This is a genomic window from Micromonospora sp. NPDC005299, from assembly GCF_042872345.1.
GTDB lineage: Bacteria > Actinomycetota > Actinomycetes > Mycobacteriales > Micromonosporaceae > Micromonospora.
Genome location: NZ_JBIAKG010000023.1, coordinates 25,787 through 42,130 on the forward strand (window position 1 = coordinate 25,787; position 16,344 = coordinate 42,130).

Below are 16,344 nucleotides of genomic sequence, written 5' to 3' on the forward strand. Positions count from 1 at the left end.
CGCGGCGCCGCGCAGTCGGGGGTGAGCGTCCCCGAGGAAGGTGTCTGCATCGTGAAGGTCGGAATCCCACGCGAGGTCAAGAACCACGAGTACCGCGTGGCGATCACGCCCGCGGGCGTCAACGAGTTCACCCGCCACGGCCACGAGGTCTTCGTCGAGTCCGGCGCGGGCGTCGGCTCCAGCATCAGCGACGACGAGTTCGCCGCCGCCGGCGCCAAGATCCTGGCCACCGCCGACGAGGTCTGGGACACCGCCGAGCTGGTGCTCAAGGTCAAGGAGCCGATCGCCGAGGAGTACCACCGGATGCGCGAGGGGCAGGTGCTCTTCACCTACCTGCACCTGGCCGCCTCGAAGGACTGCACCGACGCGCTGCTGGACCGGAAGGTCACCGGCATCGCCTACGAGACCGTCGAGCTGCCCGACCGCTCGCTGCCGCTGCTCGCCCCGATGTCCGAGGTGGCCGGCCGGCTCGCCCCGCAGGTGGGCGCCTTCTACATGATGCGCACCGGCGGTGGCCGGGGCGTACTGCCCGGCGGTGTCTCCGGCGTGTACGCGGCCAAGACCGTGGTCATCGGCGCCGGCGTCTCCGGCCTGAACGCCGCCGCCATCGCGCTGGGCCTGCAGTCCGAGGTGCTGCTGCTGGACAAGAACGTCGCCCGGCTGCGCCAGGCCGACGCCATCTACCGGGGCCACCTGCAGACCGTCGCCTCCAACGCGTACGAGATCGAGCGGGCCGTGGTCGACGCCGACCTGGTCATCGGCGCCGTGCTGGTGCCCGGCGCCAAGGCCCCGAAGCTCATCTCCAACGAGCTGGTCTCCCGGATGAAGCCGGGCAGCGTGCTCGTCGACATCGCCATCGACCAGGGCGGCTGCTTCGAGGACTCGCGTCCCACCACGCACGCCGACCCGGTCTACAAGGTGCACGACTCGATCTTCTACTGCGTGGCGAACATGCCGGGAGCGGTGCCGAACACCAGCACCTACGCGCTGACCAACGTCACCCTGCCGTACGCCCTCGAACTGGCCAACCAGGGCTGGCGCGGGGCGCTGCGCAACGACCCGGCGCTCGCCCTCGGCCTCAACACCCACGCCGGCCAGGTCGTCTACGGCCCGGTCGCCGAGGCGCACGGCATGGACGCGCTGCCGCTGGCCGAGGTGCTGGCCTGACGGCAACCACGGAAGGGACCGGTGCGGGCGTCGAGCCCGCGCCGGCCCTGCGCCGTGCCATCCGGGGCTACCTGGACCATCTCACCGTCGAGCGGGGACTGTCCGCGAACACCCTCGCCTCGTACCGCCGGGACCTTGACCGCTACCTGTCCACCCTGGCCGCCGCCGGGGTGACCGACCTGGCGGCCGTCGGGGCCGCCGACATCGAGGCGCACCTGGCCCGGCTGCGCGGCGGCGACGCCGAGCACCCGCCGCTCGCCGTCTCCTCCGCCGCCCGCGCGGCCAGCGCCGTGCGCGGCCTGCACCGCTTCGCGCTACGCGAGGGGATGACCGGCGCCGACCCGGGCCGCGACGTCCGCCCGCCCGCCCCGCCGCGCCGGCTGCCCCGGGCGCTGCCGGTCGACGCCGTGGTCCGGCTGCTGGAGACCGCCGGCCCGGTCACCGCCACGGGCGAGGCCGCGCCCCGCGCGCTGCGCGACCGGGCGCTGCTGGAGTTCCTGTACGGCACCGGGGCGCGCATCTCCGAAGCGATCGGCGCCGCCGTCGACGACCTCGACCTCGACGCCGGCACCGTGCTGCTGCACGGCAAGGGCGGTCGGACCCGGCTCGTGCCGGTCGGCGGGTACGCGGCCGAGGCGCTGCGCGCCTGGCTGGTCCGGGGCCGCCCGGCGCTGCTGGCCGCCGGCCGGGGCACCCCGGCGGTCTTCGTCAACGCCCGCGGCGGACCGCTCACCCGGCAGGGCGCCTGGACCGTCCTGCGCGCCGCGGCCGACCGGGCCGGCCTGCCGGTCGACGGGCCCGACGCGGTCTCCCCGCACACCCTGCGCCACTCGTACGCCACCCACCTGCTCGACGGCGGCGCCGACGTGCGGGTCGTGCAGGAACTGCTCGGCCACGCCTCGGTGACCACCACCCAGGTGTACACATTGGTCACCGTGGAACGGCTGCGCGAGGTCTACGCCACCGCCCACCCACGAGCCCGCGGCTGACCTGCCCGCCCGACACGCCGACCCGCTACCGAACGCGCTGCTGGCACGTGGCGTACAGTCGGCTTCGGCGCGGGCCTCCAGGGGTGACGGACCGGGGGTGCGCAGCGGCGCCGCGAGGGACGTCGGACGGCTCCGACGCCGGGTGGTCGTCGGGAGGGGGCAACGAGGACATGGCAGGAAACGGTGACCGCGCCGAGACCTGGACGTCGGAGCTCCGCGAGCAGCAGGCGACGCTCGGCGCCGACCTCGGCCCCGCCGACCCGGCCGCCTACACCATGCGCAAGCCGATCCCGGAGCCGATGCCGACCGACCGGCACGGCCCGGCCCGGATCATCGCGATGGCCAACCAGAAGGGTGGCGTCGGCAAGACCACGACCACCATCAACCTGGGCGCCGCTCTCGCCGAATACGGCCGCAAGGTGCTGCTGGTCGACTTCGACCCGCAGGGCGCCCTCTCCGTCGGCCTCGGCGTCAACCCGCACAACCTCGACCTGTCGGTCTACAACCTGCTCATGCAGGACGACGTCACCGCCGAGGACGTGCTGATCAAGACCGACGTGGCCGGGCTGCACCTGCTGCCGGCCAACATCGACCTCTCCGCCGCCGAGATCCAGCTGGTCAACGAGGTCGCCCGGGAGATGGCCCTGGCCCGGGTGCTCCGCACGGTCCGCAAGGAGTACGACTTCATCCTGATCGACTGCCAGCCCTCGCTGGGCCTGCTGGCGATCAACGCGCTCACCGTGGCGCACGGCGTGCTCATCCCGCTGGAGTGCGAGTTCTTCAGCCTGCGCGGTGTCGCGCTGCTGCTGGACACCATCGACAAGGTGCGCGAGCGGCTCAACTTCGACCTGGAACTCGAGGGCATCCTCGCCACCATGTACGACAGCCGCACCACCCACTGCCGGCAGGTGCTCCAGCGGGTGGTGGAGGCGTTCGGCGACAAGGTCTACCAGACGGTCATCACCAAGACCGTGAAGTTCCCCGAGTCGACGGTGGCCGGTGCCCCGATCACCACCCTCGACCCCGCCTCCTCGGGCGCGCGCAACTACCGCCAGCTCGCCCGCGAGGTGATCGCCGCCCAGTCGGAGCGGTAGGGCGAACGCCGGGTGCCCGGGCCGTGGACTACGGTTTGCCGGTGACCGCACCGCCCCTCGACCCGCCGCACGGCGCCGCCCATCCGGTGGCCGCCGCCCAGCTGGCTGCCGAGATCGACGGCGTGGTGCCGGCCGCCCCGGCCACCGTCGAGGAGACCAGCGGCTTCACCGTCCGGCTGGACAACTTCACCGGCCCGTTCGACCTGCTGCTCCAGCTCATCAGCAAGCACAAGCTGGACGTGACCGAGGTGGCCCTGCACAAGGTCACCGACGAGTTCATCGCGTACCTGCGGGCCCTGGGCGACCAGTGGGACCTCGACGAGACCAGCGAGTTCCTGCTGGTCGCCGCCACGCTGCTGGACCTGAAGGCGGCCCGCCTGCTGCCCGCCGCCGAGGTGGAGGACGAGGAGGACCTGGCCCTGCTGGAGGCCCGGGACCTGCTCTTCGCCCGGCTGTTGCAGTACAAGGCGTACAAGGAGGCGGCGGCGCACATCGCCGAGCTGGAGTCGGTCGGCGGGCGCCGCTACCCGAGGGCGGTCACCCTGGAACCCCGGTACGCCGAGGCGCTGCCCGACCTGGTGCTCGGCATCGGCCCGGAGCGGCTGCTCAAGCTGGCGCTCCGGGCGATGACTCCGAAGCCGGTGCCCGAGGTGTCCATCGCGCACGTGCACATGGTCCGGGTCAGCGTCCGGGAGCACGCCGAGATCATTTCCGAGCGGCTGCGCCGCGCCGGGACCGCCAGCTTCTCGCTGCTCTGCGCCGACTGCGAGATCACCCTCGAGGTGGTGGCGCGCTTCCTGGCGCTGCTGGAGCTCTACCGGCAGGGGCTGGTGGCCTTCGTCCAGGAGCAGGCGCTGGAGGAGTTGACCGTGCGCTGGACCGGCTCCGCCGACGGCGGCGCCGAGCTGACCATCGACGAGTACGCCGGCTCCCCGGAGCCGGCGACCCCGCCCACCCCGGCGACGGACGAGCCCACGGCGGCGGACGAGGCCGAGCCGACACCGGCCGTGGCCGCGGACGACGCCGCGCCGACGCAGGCCGTGGCCGCGGACGACGCCGCGCCGACACAGGAGTGACCCGATGAGCGACGAGGAACGCCGCGACTCGCTGGCCGACCAGGCCGCCGCCTGGATCCCCCCGTGGGAACGGCCCACCCCGGCCGACACGGAGGCACCCGCCGAGCCCGAGCCGCCCACGGCGGCAGCCGCCGGATCGGAGCCCGGACCGACCCCGGCGCCCCGGACGGCCGCCGCGCCGCCCGCCGGTGCCGAGCCGGCGATCTTGGACAGTTACCGTTCGCCTCGAACGGAAACTGTCCAAGATCCGGTGGGGGAGAGCGCGGGGGAGCCGGAGGCGGCCCCCGGAGCGGGGGAACCGCCCGCGGCGGCCGCGGGCACCGACGACGCGGTCGGCTCCGGCGCCCCGGGCGGGGTCGACTCCGGCGCGGGCGGGCTCGCCGGCCCCGACGCCCCGTCCGATGTCCCGTCCGATGTCCCGTCCGATGTCCCGTCCGATGTCCCGTCCGGTGACCCGGAGGGAGAGAGCGGCGGGAGCGGCGTACCCGAGAAGCGGGGACGGCGGCGGCCGGCACCCGCGCCGGAGCCCGCGCCGGTGCTTGACGACGCCGAGCTGCGCGGCGCGCTGGAAGCCATCCTGCTGGTGGTGGACCAGCCGGTCAGCGAGCTGACCCTGGCGCAGGTGCTGGAGCAGTCCCCGGAGCGGATCGGCCCGATGCTGGACGAGATCGCGGCGGGCTACACCGCCGCCGGGCACGGCTTCGAGCTCCGCCGGGCCGCGGGTGGCTGGCGTCTCTACACCCGCCCGGAATACGCGACCTACGTCGAGCGGTTCGTACTGGAGGGCCAGACGGTGCGGCTGACCCAGGCCGCGCTGGAGACGCTCGCGGTGATCGCCTACAAGCAGCCGGTGACCCGGTCGCGGATCTCCGCCATCCGGGGCGTCAACTGCGACGGCGTGATCCGTACCCTGGTCTCCCGGGGTCTGGTCGAAGAGTGCGGCACCGAAGCGGACAGCGGTGCGTTCCTCTACCGCACCACCACGATGTTCCTGGAGAAGCTGGGGCTGAACTCGGTGGACGACCTGCCGCCCCTGGCCCCCTTCCTCCCCGACGACGTAGAAGAGCTTGCCGATGCGACGCGATGACCGTGCCCCGAAGCCCGACGCCCCCGTCTACGAGGGCGCCGAGCGCCTGCAGAAGGTGCTCGCCGCCGCGGGGGTGGGGTCCCGGCGCGCCTGCGAGGACCTGATCTTCCGGCGCCGGGTCACCGTCAACGGCCGCGTCGCCCAGCTCGGCGACAAGGCGGATCCGGCGCACGACGTCATCCACGTCGACGGCGAACGGCTCCAGGCCGACGTCCGCCTGGTCTACGTGGCGATGAACAAGCCGCGCGGGGTGGTCACCACCATGGCCGATGAGAAGGGCCGCAGCGAGCTCGCCGACTTCATCGGCGCGCGGCTGGAGCAGCGCGTCTACCACGTCGGGCGGCTCGACGCCGACAGCGAGGGCCTGCTCCTGCTCACCAACGACGGCACCCTCGCCCACAAGCTCATGCACCCGTCGTACGAGGTGCTGAAGACCTACCTCGCCGAGGTGGCCGGGCCGATCCCGCGCAACCTGGGCAAGCGCCTGGCCGCCGGGATCGAGCTGGAGGACGGGCCGGTGAAGGTCGACTCCTTCAAGGTGGTGGGCACCCTGGGCAAGACCGCCCAGGTGGAGCTGACCCTGCACGAGGGGCGCAAGCACATCGTCCGGCGCCTGATGGCCGAGATGGGACACCCGGTGTCCCGGCTGATCCGTACCTCGATCGGTCCGATCAAGCTCGGCGACCTGCGCACCGGGCGGCTGCGCCGGCTGACCAACGCGGAGGTCGCCGCCCTGTTCAAGGCCGTGGGTGACTGACCCCGTCGATAGGGGTACGGGTCCCGGTAGGCTTCGACGCGGCCCGCGGTCGCCCCTGGCGGCATGGCGCGCGGCCGTCCCGCGCGGCGCGGGATGATTGACGAAGAAAGACAACCGCTCAACGGCGCCGGACAAGCCGGCGACCCGCGAGGTACGGGCTGAGGAGGACAACGGTGGAGGAAAACGTACGGGCCGGGCGCTGCGTGGTCGCTGTGGACGGGCCGTCCGGTTCGGGTAAGTCCACCGTGTCGCGGCGGCTCGCGGTCAGCATCGGTGCCCGCTACCTCGACACCGGCGCCATGTACCGGGCGCTCACCTGGGCGGTGCTGCGCTCCGGCGTCGACCTGACGGACACCGAGTCGGTGGCCAAGGTCGCCGGCGAGATCGACCTGCGTATCGGCACCGACCCCCAGGGGTACGGCGTGACCGCCGACGGCGTCGACGTGGCGACGGCGATCCGCGGTCCCGAGGTGACCGGTGCGGTCTCCGCCGTGGCCGCCGTGGGCGCCGTGCGCGAGCTGCTGGTGGCCCGGCAGCGGCAGGTGATCGCCGACGCCGGCCGGATCGTGGTCGAGGGCCGCGACATCGGCTCGGTGGTGGCGCCCGACGCCGACCTGAAGGTCTACCTGACGGCGTCCGAGGCGGCCCGCGCCCAGCGGCGCAGCGCCGAGGACGCCGCCGACGTCACGGCGACCGCCGCCGACCTGGCCCGCCGCGACAAGCTGGACTCGACCCGCAAGGTCAACCCGCTCCAGCAGGCCCCGGACGCGGTCGTGCTGGACACCACCGAGCTGGGCATCGACGAGGTCGTCGCCCGGCTGCGCGCGCTGCTCAGTGAGCGGGGTGTGGCATGAGCGAGGATTTCGGAGGCTGGGTCGAGCTGCGCGAGCCGGAGCTCGAGCCCGGTGAGCCGACCGGCCCGCAGCCGGTGGTGGCCGTGGTCGGCCGCCCCAACGTGGGCAAGTCGACGCTGGTCAACCGGATCATCGGCCGCCGCCAGGCGGTCGTCGAGGACATCCCGGGCGTGACCCGGGACCGGGTGCCGTACGACGCGCAGTGGAACGGCCGGGCGTTCACCGTGGTGGACACCGGCGGCTGGGAGCCGGACGCCAAGGACCGGGCCGCGGCCATCGCCGCCCAGGCCGAGACGGCCGTCGTCACCGCCGACGTGGTGCTCTTCGTGGTCGACGCCATGGTCGGCTCGACCGACGTGGACGAGGCCGCCGTGAAGATGCTGCGGCGCAGCGCCAAGCCGGTGATCCTGGTCGCGAACAAGGCCGACAACACCGCCATCGAGATGGAGTCGACAGCGCTCTGGTCGCTCGGCCTCGGTGAGCCGTTCCCGGTCTCCGCGCTGCACGGCCGCGGCTCCGGCGACCTGCTCGACGCCATCATGGCGGCGCTGCCCGAGGCGCCGAAGATCGTGGAGAACCGCCCGCGCGGCCCGCGCCGCGTCGCCCTGGTCGGTCGCCCCAACGTCGGCAAGTCCAGCCTGCTCAACCGCTTCTCCGGCGAGGATCGGGCGGTGGTCGACGCGGTCGCCGGCACCACGGTGGACCCGGTGGACAGCCTCGTGGAGATCGGCGGGGAGACCTGGCAGCTGGTCGACACCGCAGGCCTGCGCAAGCGGGTCGGCAAGGCCAGCGGCACCGAGTACTACGCCAGCCTGCGCACCGCCTCGGCGATCGAGGCGGCCGAGGTGGCCGTGGTGCTGCTCGACTCCAGCGAGGTGATCAGCGAGCAGGACCAGCGCATCCTCACCATGGTGGTGGAGGCCGGTCGGGCCCTGGTCATCGCGTTCAACAAGTGGGACCTGGTCGACGGCGACCGGCGCTACTACCTCGACAAGGAGATCGACCGGGAGCTGCGCCGCATCCCCTGGGCGATCCGGCTGAACCTGTCGGCGAAGACCGGCCGGGCCGTCGACAAGCTCGCCCCGGCGCTGCACAAGGCCCTGGCCAGCTGGGAGACCCGCATCCCGACCGCCCAGCTCAACCAGTGGCTCACCGCGCTGGTCCAGGCCACCCCGCACCCGGTGCGCGGCGGCCGGGCCCCGCGCATCCTCTTCGCCACCCAGGCCGGCGTGGCCCCGCCGCGCTTCGTGCTCTTCACCACCGGCCCGCTCGACGCCGGCTACCAGCGGTTCGTGGAGCGCAAGCTCCGCGAGGAGTTCGGCTTCGAGGGCAGCCCGATTGACATCTCGGTCCGCCCCCGCAAGAAGCTCGGCCCTGGGGGCCGCGGCAAGGCCCACGGCTGACCCACCCTTCGAGAAGCCGCCGGGGTCCCCACCCCGGCGGCTTCTTTCCTAGGACGCTCTAGGGGGAGTGGCCGTCGGCACGCGGTGGGGCCTGTGCGCGGGTCTGTAGATCTTGCGCTAAGCTGTACCGGCTGCCGCGGGGAGTGCCGCGCGGGGGCATCGGGACGTGGCGCAGCTTGGTAGCGCACTTGACTGGGGGTCAAGGGGTCGTCGGTTCGAATCCGGCCGTCCCGACGCAGGTCAAAGGCCATTCGGGATCTCCCGGATGGCCTTTTCTGATCTTGTACAGCAGCGAAGTACAGCAACGGCTCATTGACCGAGGCTCTCGCCGAGCTCTTGGTGAGGAAGTGGCCGCCGAAGCCGAGCATGTGCGCCCAACGCCGGAGCTGCTAGCCGGGTGGTGACGGCAGCTCGGGTGGGCGTCCGCGGGCGCGGGCTGCGTCGGCGATGGCGATCCCGGTGAGGACCGCGATGGCGGCGATGGCGGCCAGTAGCGGCGGCAGGAGGAGCATCGGCGGTGTCAGGGCGATCAACACGAGCAGCCCGATCACCCGGTCCCGGGACACGCGGCTGAACACCGCGTACTCGAAGAAGGAACGCCCGACCAGGAACAGCGCGGGCCCGCCGAGGATGACGGCGACCCAGGCCGGCCGTGTGTGCCCGAGTGGATGGGCGATGACGAGTTCGTCGCCCACCGCGGTCGCGACGATGCCGGCCATCATGAGCAGATGAGCGGTTAGCGCCGACACGGCTAAGCGGTCTGGGTGGGGCGCCGCTGCGATGGCAGCCGGCAACAACTCTCCCGAGCGGTAGATGTAGATCCGCAAGAACAGCGCCGTGCCGACGAACGACACCACGAACGCCGCGGTCCGATCAGCCGCGAAGCCGCTGCCACTGAGGGTCAACGCGGTGACCAGGATCAACTCGCCGAGCGCGATGACGAAAAGCTGCCGGTACCGCTCGGCCAGATGCTCGGCCGCGGTCGGGTACTCCGATTCGGGCGAGCGACCCAACCCCGGCGTGGGGTAGCGGAATCCGCGTGCCGTGTAGTCCATGGCCACCGCCAGCGTCCACAACGCCCCACGCGCCGCACCGTGCGCGAGCGCCCCCGCGATCCACGGCACCGCCGACACACCAAACCAGAACAACACCCGCACGCTTCTGCTCTGCAATTCATGGCCACGCAGAGCGAGGACGAGGAACAGTTGGCGGCCGACCTGGATGGCGACGTACGTGCCTGCGAAGACCAGACCTCGCTCGCCGAACGCATCGGGCAGCGCGACCACCATCACCAAACTGCCGAGCATGCTCGCGGTCACCAGCAGCTGTATCGCCGGCCGCTGCGGGTCGTATAAGTCGGTTACAAACGCCGTGGCGGTCCAGACCCACCACATCGCCAACAGCAGCACCAGGGTCTGGAAAGCGCCGCTCCACGTGAGATCCTGGATCAGCTCTTGCGAGAGCTGGACGAGCGCGACGACGAGCACCAGGTCGAAGTACAGCTCAAGGAAGTTTGCCCGCCGTGGCGCTTCGGGTCTTCGCAGCAGCATGGCACCGCTCGTCGTCATCAACCCGCCCGTTCTGCCGGCTTTGTCTCAGGCTTGAAGCATTCGTACCACGCCGCAGCGCCGGTGAATTCGGATATGCGGCCTGGCCTGGAACCTGGCGGCCACCGCTGCACGGGCGGCCTCGGTCCAGGCGGTCAGTTCTTCCTTCTACCCGCCACCGCCGGTCCGGATCAGCTCGTCGACCATGGCCCTGGCGTCGGGCCGGTGCTACAGGTGGGGGCGTGTCACCCAGGTCCTGATACCGATCCGTCACGCAGGCCCTGAGACCCGACAAGCGTGCTGCCGGCGAAGTGGTGAGAACTTTCTGTACGTCTTCAAGGCGGCCCTGAACGGGCCGCACGCGCCGCGGCCAGGGCGCGCGCCGGCCGCTGCCGCTGTCGCTCTGCGGCCAACACGCCGGATGCCCGGCGGCTGACGCGGACAGCGGGAAGCCCGGAGGGCTGCCGCAGACGGGATGGCGGGGAGAGTGGTGAGGTTCGTCGCCGGCAGCCGGGCGCGCCGCGCCTGAGCAGCGCCGCCCTGGGAGGGGCGCGTCGGGTCCGCGCGGCAAGCCCCAAGCGTGGGGGTGGTGGCCGCCGAGGGCATGCCGGTCGACCGGGAGCCGGCCGTTCCTAAAGATGGAATCGAGCGCGGGTGACTAACTGGGTGACGATCGGCATGCATGACAGTGGACGCTGGTGGACGTCACCGGACTTCCCGCCCAGGTCAGCGAGCGGGGAGCGGCAGGTCAGATGCACGCGTTGGTTGCTTGGGGGTCAAGGGGTCGTCGGTTCGAATCCGGCCGTCCCGACGCAGGTCAAAGGCCATTCGGGATCTTCCGGGTGGCCTTTTCTGTTCTTGTACAGCAGCGAAGGACGGCAACGGCTCGTTGATCGAGGCTCTGGCCGAGCTTCCGCAGGGTCGCTGCGGACACAAGTTGATTTAGGGCCTGGCGCTGCAAGATCGTCGTCGGATTCGTGTTGGGGAGTTATGAACCACGGCGCGGTGAGGTCCGGGGCTGCTCCGCTCGCCGCCGGATGGCAAGCTCGTGTCTCGTGATCGATGACTTCGCTGAGGACCGTCTGCACGGCCAGCTCAGGTCGAGACGTCAGGCGCTGATCTGGAAGCTCGGTGGGAACCCCGTGAGAAGTCCGGATCTCGTGGAGGTCCGCCCGTGAGGGCGGTCATCGTCGCGGCCGCGGTCGCGTTCATCATCTCCCTGGTGGGCACGCCGCTGGCGATTCGCGTCTTCACCGCGCTCAAGGCCGGGCAGCCGATCCGATCCATCGGCCTCGCCAGCAACGAGGGAAAGAAGGGCACGCCCACGATGGGCGGCGTGGTTTTCATCGTGGCGACCGTCTTCGCCTACGTCGCCGGGCACATCGCCCTGACCACCCTGCCCGAGCGGCAGATCGCGCAGGAGGGGCCGACCATGACGGCCCTGGTGCTGCTCGGCCTGTTCGTCTTCTGCGGCGCGGTCGGCTTCTTCGACGACTTCCTCAAGGTGCGCCGGCGCAACTCCGACGGACTGTCCGCCAAAGGCAAGCTGCTCGGCCAGGCGATCGTCGGCGCCGGGTTCGGTGTCGCCGCGCTCTACATGCCGAGCACCAACGGCCAGACCGTGGCCAGCGAGCACATCTCGCTCATCCGCGACATCAGCTGGCTGAACGTCGGCAAGGCCGGCGCGGTCGTGGTGATCGTCTTCGTGATCACGGCGATGTCCAACGGGGTGAACCTCACCGACGGCCTCGACGGTCTGGCTACCGGCGCGTCGATCCTGGTGCTCGGCGCGTACGCGCTGATCGGCTTCTGGCAGTACCGGCACTGGTGCGCCGACGACGCGTACGCCCGCGTGAACGACTACTGCTACCAGGTCCGGGATCCCCTGGAGATCGCCATAATCGCGGCGGCTGCGGCCGGCGCCTGCGTGGGCTTCCTGTGGTGGAACGCGTCCCCGGCGCGGATCTTCATGGGTGACGTGGGCTCGCTCGGGCTCGGCGCCCTGATCGGCGGGCTCGCGGTGGCAACCCGCACGACGCTGCTTTTGATCATGATCGGCGGGCTCTTCGTCATCATCACGACGACCTGGGTGATCCAGATCGTCTCGTTCCGGACCACCGGAAGACGTGTCTTCCGGATGGTGCCGTTGCATCACCACTTCGAGTTGGTCGGATGGAGCGAGGTCAATATCGTGGTCCGGTTCTGGATCGTGGCCGGCGTCGGCGTGGCGGTCGGCCTGGGCCTGTTCTACTCGGATTTCTTGGCGGTCGTTGGATAAAGCTCTCCGACCGGGCGGTGAACCTGACCCGCAAGGAGTTCGACCTGCTGACAGCGTTGGCCCAGCAGGCGGGCACGGTCGTGTCCCGCGAACGGTTGCTGATGGACGTATGGCAGACCACCCGGAGGCCGGACACACCCTCGACGTCCACGTTGCGGCCCTGCGCGGCAAGCTCGACGACGCCGGCCTGGTGGAGACCGTATGCGGGTTTGGCTACCGGCTGCGGCCGAGCTGACGGCATCGGCCGATTCTCAGATCATCCTCAAGAAATCCCGCCCCGTCGGTCGCTGGCGGCGCGGCTGGGGTGTGCTGTCGCCACCGCGTCATCCCCCCTGTTCTGGAGCTTCTATGAGAGACAGACGGACGACCATCTTCTCCGTCCTGCTCGCCGCGACCCTCGTGGCGACCGTTGCGCCCACGTCCAACGCGTCCGCGGCCAGCTTCGGCGAGGAGCGCTTCCAGCCGAGTGTCACCTACGATCTGTCGGTCACCGACGCCGAGCGCGACGCGATCCACGCGGAAGTCGAGGCGTTGGCTGGACGCGTCAGCAGCGCGCGGGCGGGGGACGGCACCTACGACCCGCTCAGTCTGGTCGGGGCGATGCTGGACGGGTCGAGCTACGACTCCATCTCCCGAGGCGGCACGGCCGCGACGGCGTACCCCTTCCCGGTCAGCAATACCGAAGCCAACCAGAACGAGTACGACCGCAAGGTCGCCAAGCTCGCCTGGGTGGTCAAGCTGGCCACCGACCTGGGTTTCCCGGTGGTCGTCCAACGCCAACCCGACAAGTACGTCTACGCAGAGATCGGTGACCCGGACGCGCCGGAGATGGTCATGGCGTTGAGCCACCTCGACTCGCCGACGGCTTCGGTTTCGCCAGCCCAGCTGGCGCGCTGGCGGGACGCCGATGGCAACCTCGGCACTCCTGGTGCGTACCACTCGCCCTATGTCCAGGACGGCTGGGTCTACGGGGCGGGCATGCAGGACGACAGCGGCCCGACGCTGGCGACGCTGCTCGCGGCCAAGGCGTTGCTCGAGGCGGGGTTGCCCCTCGACCGGCGCATCCGCATCGTCATGGGAATCTACGAAGACGGCGGTCCCGGCACGCCCTCGACGACGAACACCGCCACCTTCCAGTCCATCCCGTACAACTCGAACCCGAGCTTCTACGACAACTGGGCCTACAAGAACCTCAACCGGGAAGAGATCCCGATCGCGGCCTACACCTCCGACTCGCGGTTCCCGGTCATCGTCGGCAACTCGGGATCGGTGACCCCGTCGGTGTCGTTGAGCTTGTCCGCAGACAGCACCAAGGCCTTCCGGCTGACGGATGCCACAGCCGGCGTCACCCTGCGCGAAGGCGACCCGACGCTCAAGGACATCGCCTACGGCAGCACCACGCAGATCGCCTCGCGGGCCAATTTCACCCTCGACGTGGCGGGGGCCGGCTCCGCCGAGCGCGACCGATTCGTAGCGGCGATCACCGCCGCCGCGACCACGAAGGGTTGGCTCCCGGCTGCTCCCCGCACCACGCCCAAGGTGCAGACCACGATCACCGGCGACTCGCTCACGCTGGAGATCAACACCGATGTGGCGATGGAGATGCCGACCCCGCAGTACGGCAAGAATGCCGTCGTGTGGGGAATGTTCCTCCTCTCCAAGGGACTCGGCGCATTGGGAATCACGGCCGCCGACATGCAATTGAAGAAAGCCGCCGACGGCATCGCCGACCTGTTCTTCCGCGACGGTGTCGAAGGCGAAGCCTATATCGGCAAGTACATGGGCATCCCGGCGAGCCTGTTGCGCAACCCGAGCAACGGCACGCCGAACCTGACCTTTGCCCTCATGGGAGGCATCAATTCAGAGACCCCGACGAGCTTTTACACGGACGCCTCCGGCAGCCTCAGCATGCCGATGTATGTGCGCAGCATGCACGTCACCGCGGCTGACTCCGGCCAGGCAACGGCGGCGGTCACGGCCGCCTTCCAGGCGAAGGGGTTCACCATCGGCAACCTCGGCTCGCCGGTCGGCGCCGGGTTGTACGTCACTCACGACAACCCGCTGACGGCTCTTCAGTTCGGAAGCTACCAAGCCTCGGTCAACCGCAACCCGGAGGAGTTTGCGGATCCATATTCCCTCCGGGACGTGGTCTATCCGCAGGGCACGACCGGTGGCACCCTGGCCAGCAGCTTCCGCAACAAAATGACCGCCTTCGGCGCCGTCATCCCGGGTAACGAGCGCTGGTGGCACACGGCCAACGAGCGGATGAAGGTCGACTCGGCAGTGCAGATGACCAAGATCATGGCCGATGGCATGCTGGAGATGGCCCGGTACTCCGGGCCCGCGGGTGCCAAGTTCATGTCGGCAAGCATCCCGGGGCTGAACGCCGACCGGGCGGACCTCGACCTGCTCGACGTCACGATCGGGACCTACAAGGACGCGTCGGCCGCGGTCGGCACGAGCCAGTTGGGCACCCAGGCCCTGCTCGGCGCCACCTCGTTCAACATCCCGATGTGGAACGGGCGCGGCAACTCGACCCCGACGGCCTCGGCTTTCGCACTGGGGCACGCCCCGGGAGGGGTCTACTTGCCCCTGACCGACACCGAGTACCTGAACAACACGTACGTGGCGCCGATGCGTCTGGAGTTCAAGGTGGAGCGCCCCGACCACATGTCGGACGCGGCTTGGGCGAAGTTCGTCGCCGGCGGCTACGGCGACTTCCAGTTCAACATTCTCGTCGGCGACGCGGTTGTGCCGCTGGCCGTTCCTGCGGGACAGAGCGCGAACAAGTACTTCTCCTCGCGCATCTCGGCCAACAACCCCGACGCCATCTACCTGTCGGTCAACCTCGCGATCACCGATGCACCGTACACCGGGGTACAGCCCGTCCTCGCGGATTCCAAGACGGACCTGTACACGGTCAATCCGACGTACTTGGCCTCGAACCCGGATCCGTTCCCCGGGCGCGGGGCCGTCGAACAACGGGGCTTCTTCGTGTTCGGTGATGGACAGAAGAACGCGGAGTTCTCTTCACCCGACGCGGTCTACGTGACAGTCGCCAACGCGGTCACCGATGCGAAGCCGTCGGCGGTGGTGAAGAAGCAGAAGGGGAACACGAACGAGTTGACCATCACGGTGAAGCAGACCCACATCGACGGCAGCGAGTCTCCTGTGACGGCCACGTTCACCATCAACAACAACGCTGCTGGCACCTACACCGTCGGCGATTACAAGGTGTACGTCGAAACCAAGGGCAACACCCAGGTGTGGTCGATCTCCATCGTGTGACACGTGTGAACCGGAAATTCAGCGCGCGCACGAGAGGTCATGCGCGGTGGCAGGATGCCTCGACTCGGGGTCAGCGGCCGCTGGGGTGCGAGGCACATTGACAACGGAGTGGAGCCATTGCCGTCGGTAGTGGCTCCACTCCGTTGTGCGCCATTGGGCGTGGCTGTCCATGTGGGTTGCTGTCCAGCACTCCGCACGTGCCGCAGGCAGACCGTTCCGGAGGACACCGCCGAGGCCACGGATCAGATGGCCTGGCTTGGGAGCCATGCGCGGGAGCCACCGGAGCGAGCGGACCCGGACGAGCCCGGACCGATCCAACTGCACAGCGCGCGGCGAACCCTCGGGTCGCGGCTTCGTCGCCGTCCTCGATGGCTCGCAGAACTCCGACCTGAGGTGAGGATGTCTCTCAGGCGAACGGGACGGTGGTCGCGATGAAGCGGTCGGGGCGCACGATCGTCGCTTGCCCTTTTGCAAACCTATCCACGTCGGCGAAGACGGCGCCGTGCGCGGTGAGCCACGCCCTGGTGCCGTGGTCGAGGCTGCCGGCCTCACCGGAGATGACGCCCCACCGGTTGCCCAGCAGCGCGTCGAGGTTGGTGCGCCGGCCGTTGATGACGAGCGGGGCATCGGGCAGCTGCCGGGCGCCGCCGGGGAGGCGCTCAGGTGCTGCGGCTGCCTTGGCTACGCGCGCGTCGAGGCCGGGGAGCAGCCCTGCGGTCCGCACGAACCCGCGCAGCGCGGCTGCTGTGAGACGGTTGCGGCCGAGCATGACCCGGCCGGTGAGTAGCGCGGTGCGGGTCATCC

Annotated in this window: 13 protein-coding genes, 1 tRNA gene and 1 pseudogene; 13 read left to right on the forward strand and 2 right to left on the reverse strand. The window is 70.4% G+C overall.

Annotation, left to right across the window (positions count from 1 at the left end; translation table 11 throughout):
* Positions 1-51: 51 nt before the first annotated feature.
* From ald to ACFYPD_RS33135, 9 genes are all read left to right on the forward strand, one after another.
* The gene (ald, locus tag ACFYPD_RS33095; RefSeq protein ID WP_262285348.1) at positions 52-1,167 is read left to right on the forward strand and encodes an alanine dehydrogenase; all 1,116 of its coding nucleotides are present in this window, start codon (positions 52-54) and stop codon (positions 1,165-1,167) included.
* A complete protein-coding gene (locus ACFYPD_RS33100) occupies positions 1,164-2,156 on the forward strand; it encodes a site-specific tyrosine recombinase XerD (protein WP_387122439.1) in 993 nt (330 codons plus the stop codon). Before ald ends, ACFYPD_RS33100 begins: the two co-directional genes overlap by 4 nt.
* Positions 2,157-2,326: 170 nt before the next feature.
* Positions 2,327-3,250: a ParA family protein gene (locus tag ACFYPD_RS33105; RefSeq protein ID WP_107078593.1), complete on the forward strand. Its 924-nt coding sequence runs from the start codon at positions 2,327-2,329 to the stop codon at positions 3,248-3,250.
* A gap of 41 nt (positions 3,251-3,291) precedes the next feature.
* Entirely contained in the window at positions 3,292-4,326 is a 1,035-nt protein-coding gene (locus ACFYPD_RS33110) for a segregation and condensation protein A (protein WP_387122408.1), read from the forward strand.
* Positions 4,327-4,330: 4 nt separating this feature from the next.
* Positions 4,331-5,413, forward strand: a complete 1,083-nt coding sequence (scpB, locus tag ACFYPD_RS33115; protein ID WP_387122411.1) for an SMC-Scp complex subunit ScpB — start codon at positions 4,331-4,333, stop codon at positions 5,411-5,413.
* The gene (locus ACFYPD_RS33120) at positions 5,400-6,170 is read left to right on the forward strand and encodes a pseudouridine synthase (RefSeq protein WP_387122413.1); all 771 of its coding nucleotides are present in this window, start codon (positions 5,400-5,402) and stop codon (positions 6,168-6,170) included. The genes scpB and ACFYPD_RS33120 overlap by 14 nt, the downstream gene beginning before the upstream one ends.
* A 173-nt stretch (positions 6,171-6,343) precedes the next feature.
* Complete coding sequence (cmk, locus tag ACFYPD_RS33125) at positions 6,344-7,024, forward strand: (d)CMP kinase (protein ID WP_387122416.1); 681 nt, start codon at positions 6,344-6,346, stop codon at positions 7,022-7,024.
* A complete protein-coding gene (gene der / locus ACFYPD_RS33130; protein ID WP_387122419.1) occupies positions 7,021-8,427 on the forward strand; it encodes a ribosome biogenesis GTPase Der in 1,407 nt (468 codons plus the stop codon). The genes cmk and der overlap by 4 nt, the downstream gene beginning before the upstream one ends.
* 160 nt (positions 8,428-8,587) lie before the next feature.
* Positions 8,588-8,661, forward strand: a tRNA-Pro gene (locus ACFYPD_RS33135).
* 155 nt (positions 8,662-8,816) lie between these two features.
* Here the strand turns inward: ACFYPD_RS33135 and ACFYPD_RS33140 are convergent.
* Positions 8,817-9,977 (reverse strand): low temperature requirement protein A, encoded by a 1,161-nt coding sequence (locus ACFYPD_RS33140; RefSeq protein ID WP_387122421.1) that lies wholly within the window; start codon positions 9,975-9,977, stop codon positions 8,817-8,819.
* A gap of 1,171 nt (positions 9,978-11,148) precedes the next feature.
* Between ACFYPD_RS33140 and mraY the strand changes: the two genes are divergently transcribed.
* The 4 genes and pseudogenes from mraY (at position 11,149) to ACFYPD_RS33160 (ending at position 15,540) form a co-directional block, all read left to right on the forward strand.
* Positions 11,149-12,252, forward strand: coding sequence for a phospho-N-acetylmuramoyl-pentapeptide-transferase (mraY, locus tag ACFYPD_RS33145; RefSeq protein WP_387122424.1), 1,104 nt, complete (start codon positions 11,149-11,151; stop codon positions 12,250-12,252).
* Positions 12,253-12,269: 17 nt separating this feature from the next.
* Positions 12,270-12,329, forward strand: a pseudogene (locus ACFYPD_RS33150) (hypothetical protein); the annotation flags it as partial.
* 32 nt (positions 12,330-12,361) lie between these two features.
* Positions 12,362-12,487 (forward strand): winged helix-turn-helix domain-containing protein, encoded by a 126-nt coding sequence (locus ACFYPD_RS33155; RefSeq protein ID WP_387122427.1) that lies wholly within the window; start codon positions 12,362-12,364, stop codon positions 12,485-12,487.
* Between the two features lie 113 nt (positions 12,488-12,600).
* Positions 12,601-15,540, forward strand: a complete 2,940-nt coding sequence (locus ACFYPD_RS33160) for a M20/M25/M40 family metallo-hydrolase (protein WP_387122430.1) — start codon at positions 12,601-12,603, stop codon at positions 15,538-15,540.
* Between the two features lie 406 nt (positions 15,541-15,946).
* Here ACFYPD_RS33160 and ACFYPD_RS33165 read toward each other — a convergent pair.
* A partial coding sequence (locus ACFYPD_RS33165) for a hypothetical protein (RefSeq protein WP_387122432.1) occupies positions 15,947-16,344 on the reverse strand: 398 nt, incomplete at its 5' end.

Excerpts from the sequence above, each read along its gene's own strand:
- scpB (WP_387122411.1), top strand. The coding sequence starts at position 4,331 with ATGAGCGACGAGGAACGCCGCGACTCGCTGGCCGACCAGGCCGCCGCC.
- ACFYPD_RS33105 (WP_107078593.1), top strand. The coding sequence starts at position 2,327 with ATGGCAGGAAACGGTGACCGCGCCGAGACCTGGACGTCGGAGCTCCGC.
- ACFYPD_RS33140 (WP_387122421.1), bottom strand. The coding sequence starts at position 9,977 with ATGCTGCTGCGAAGACCCGAAGCGCCACGGCGGGCAAACTTCCTTGAG.
- der (WP_387122419.1), top strand. The coding sequence starts at position 7,021 with ATGAGCGAGGATTTCGGAGGCTGGGTCGAGCTGCGCGAGCCGGAGCTC.
- ACFYPD_RS33120 (WP_387122413.1), top strand. The coding sequence starts at position 5,400 with ATGCGACGCGATGACCGTGCCCCGAAGCCCGACGCCCCCGTCTACGAG.
- ACFYPD_RS33155 (WP_387122427.1), top strand. The coding sequence starts at position 12,362 with ATGGCAGACCACCCGGAGGCCGGACACACCCTCGACGTCCACGTTGCG.
- ACFYPD_RS33160 (WP_387122430.1), top strand. The coding sequence starts at position 12,601 with ATGAGAGACAGACGGACGACCATCTTCTCCGTCCTGCTCGCCGCGACC.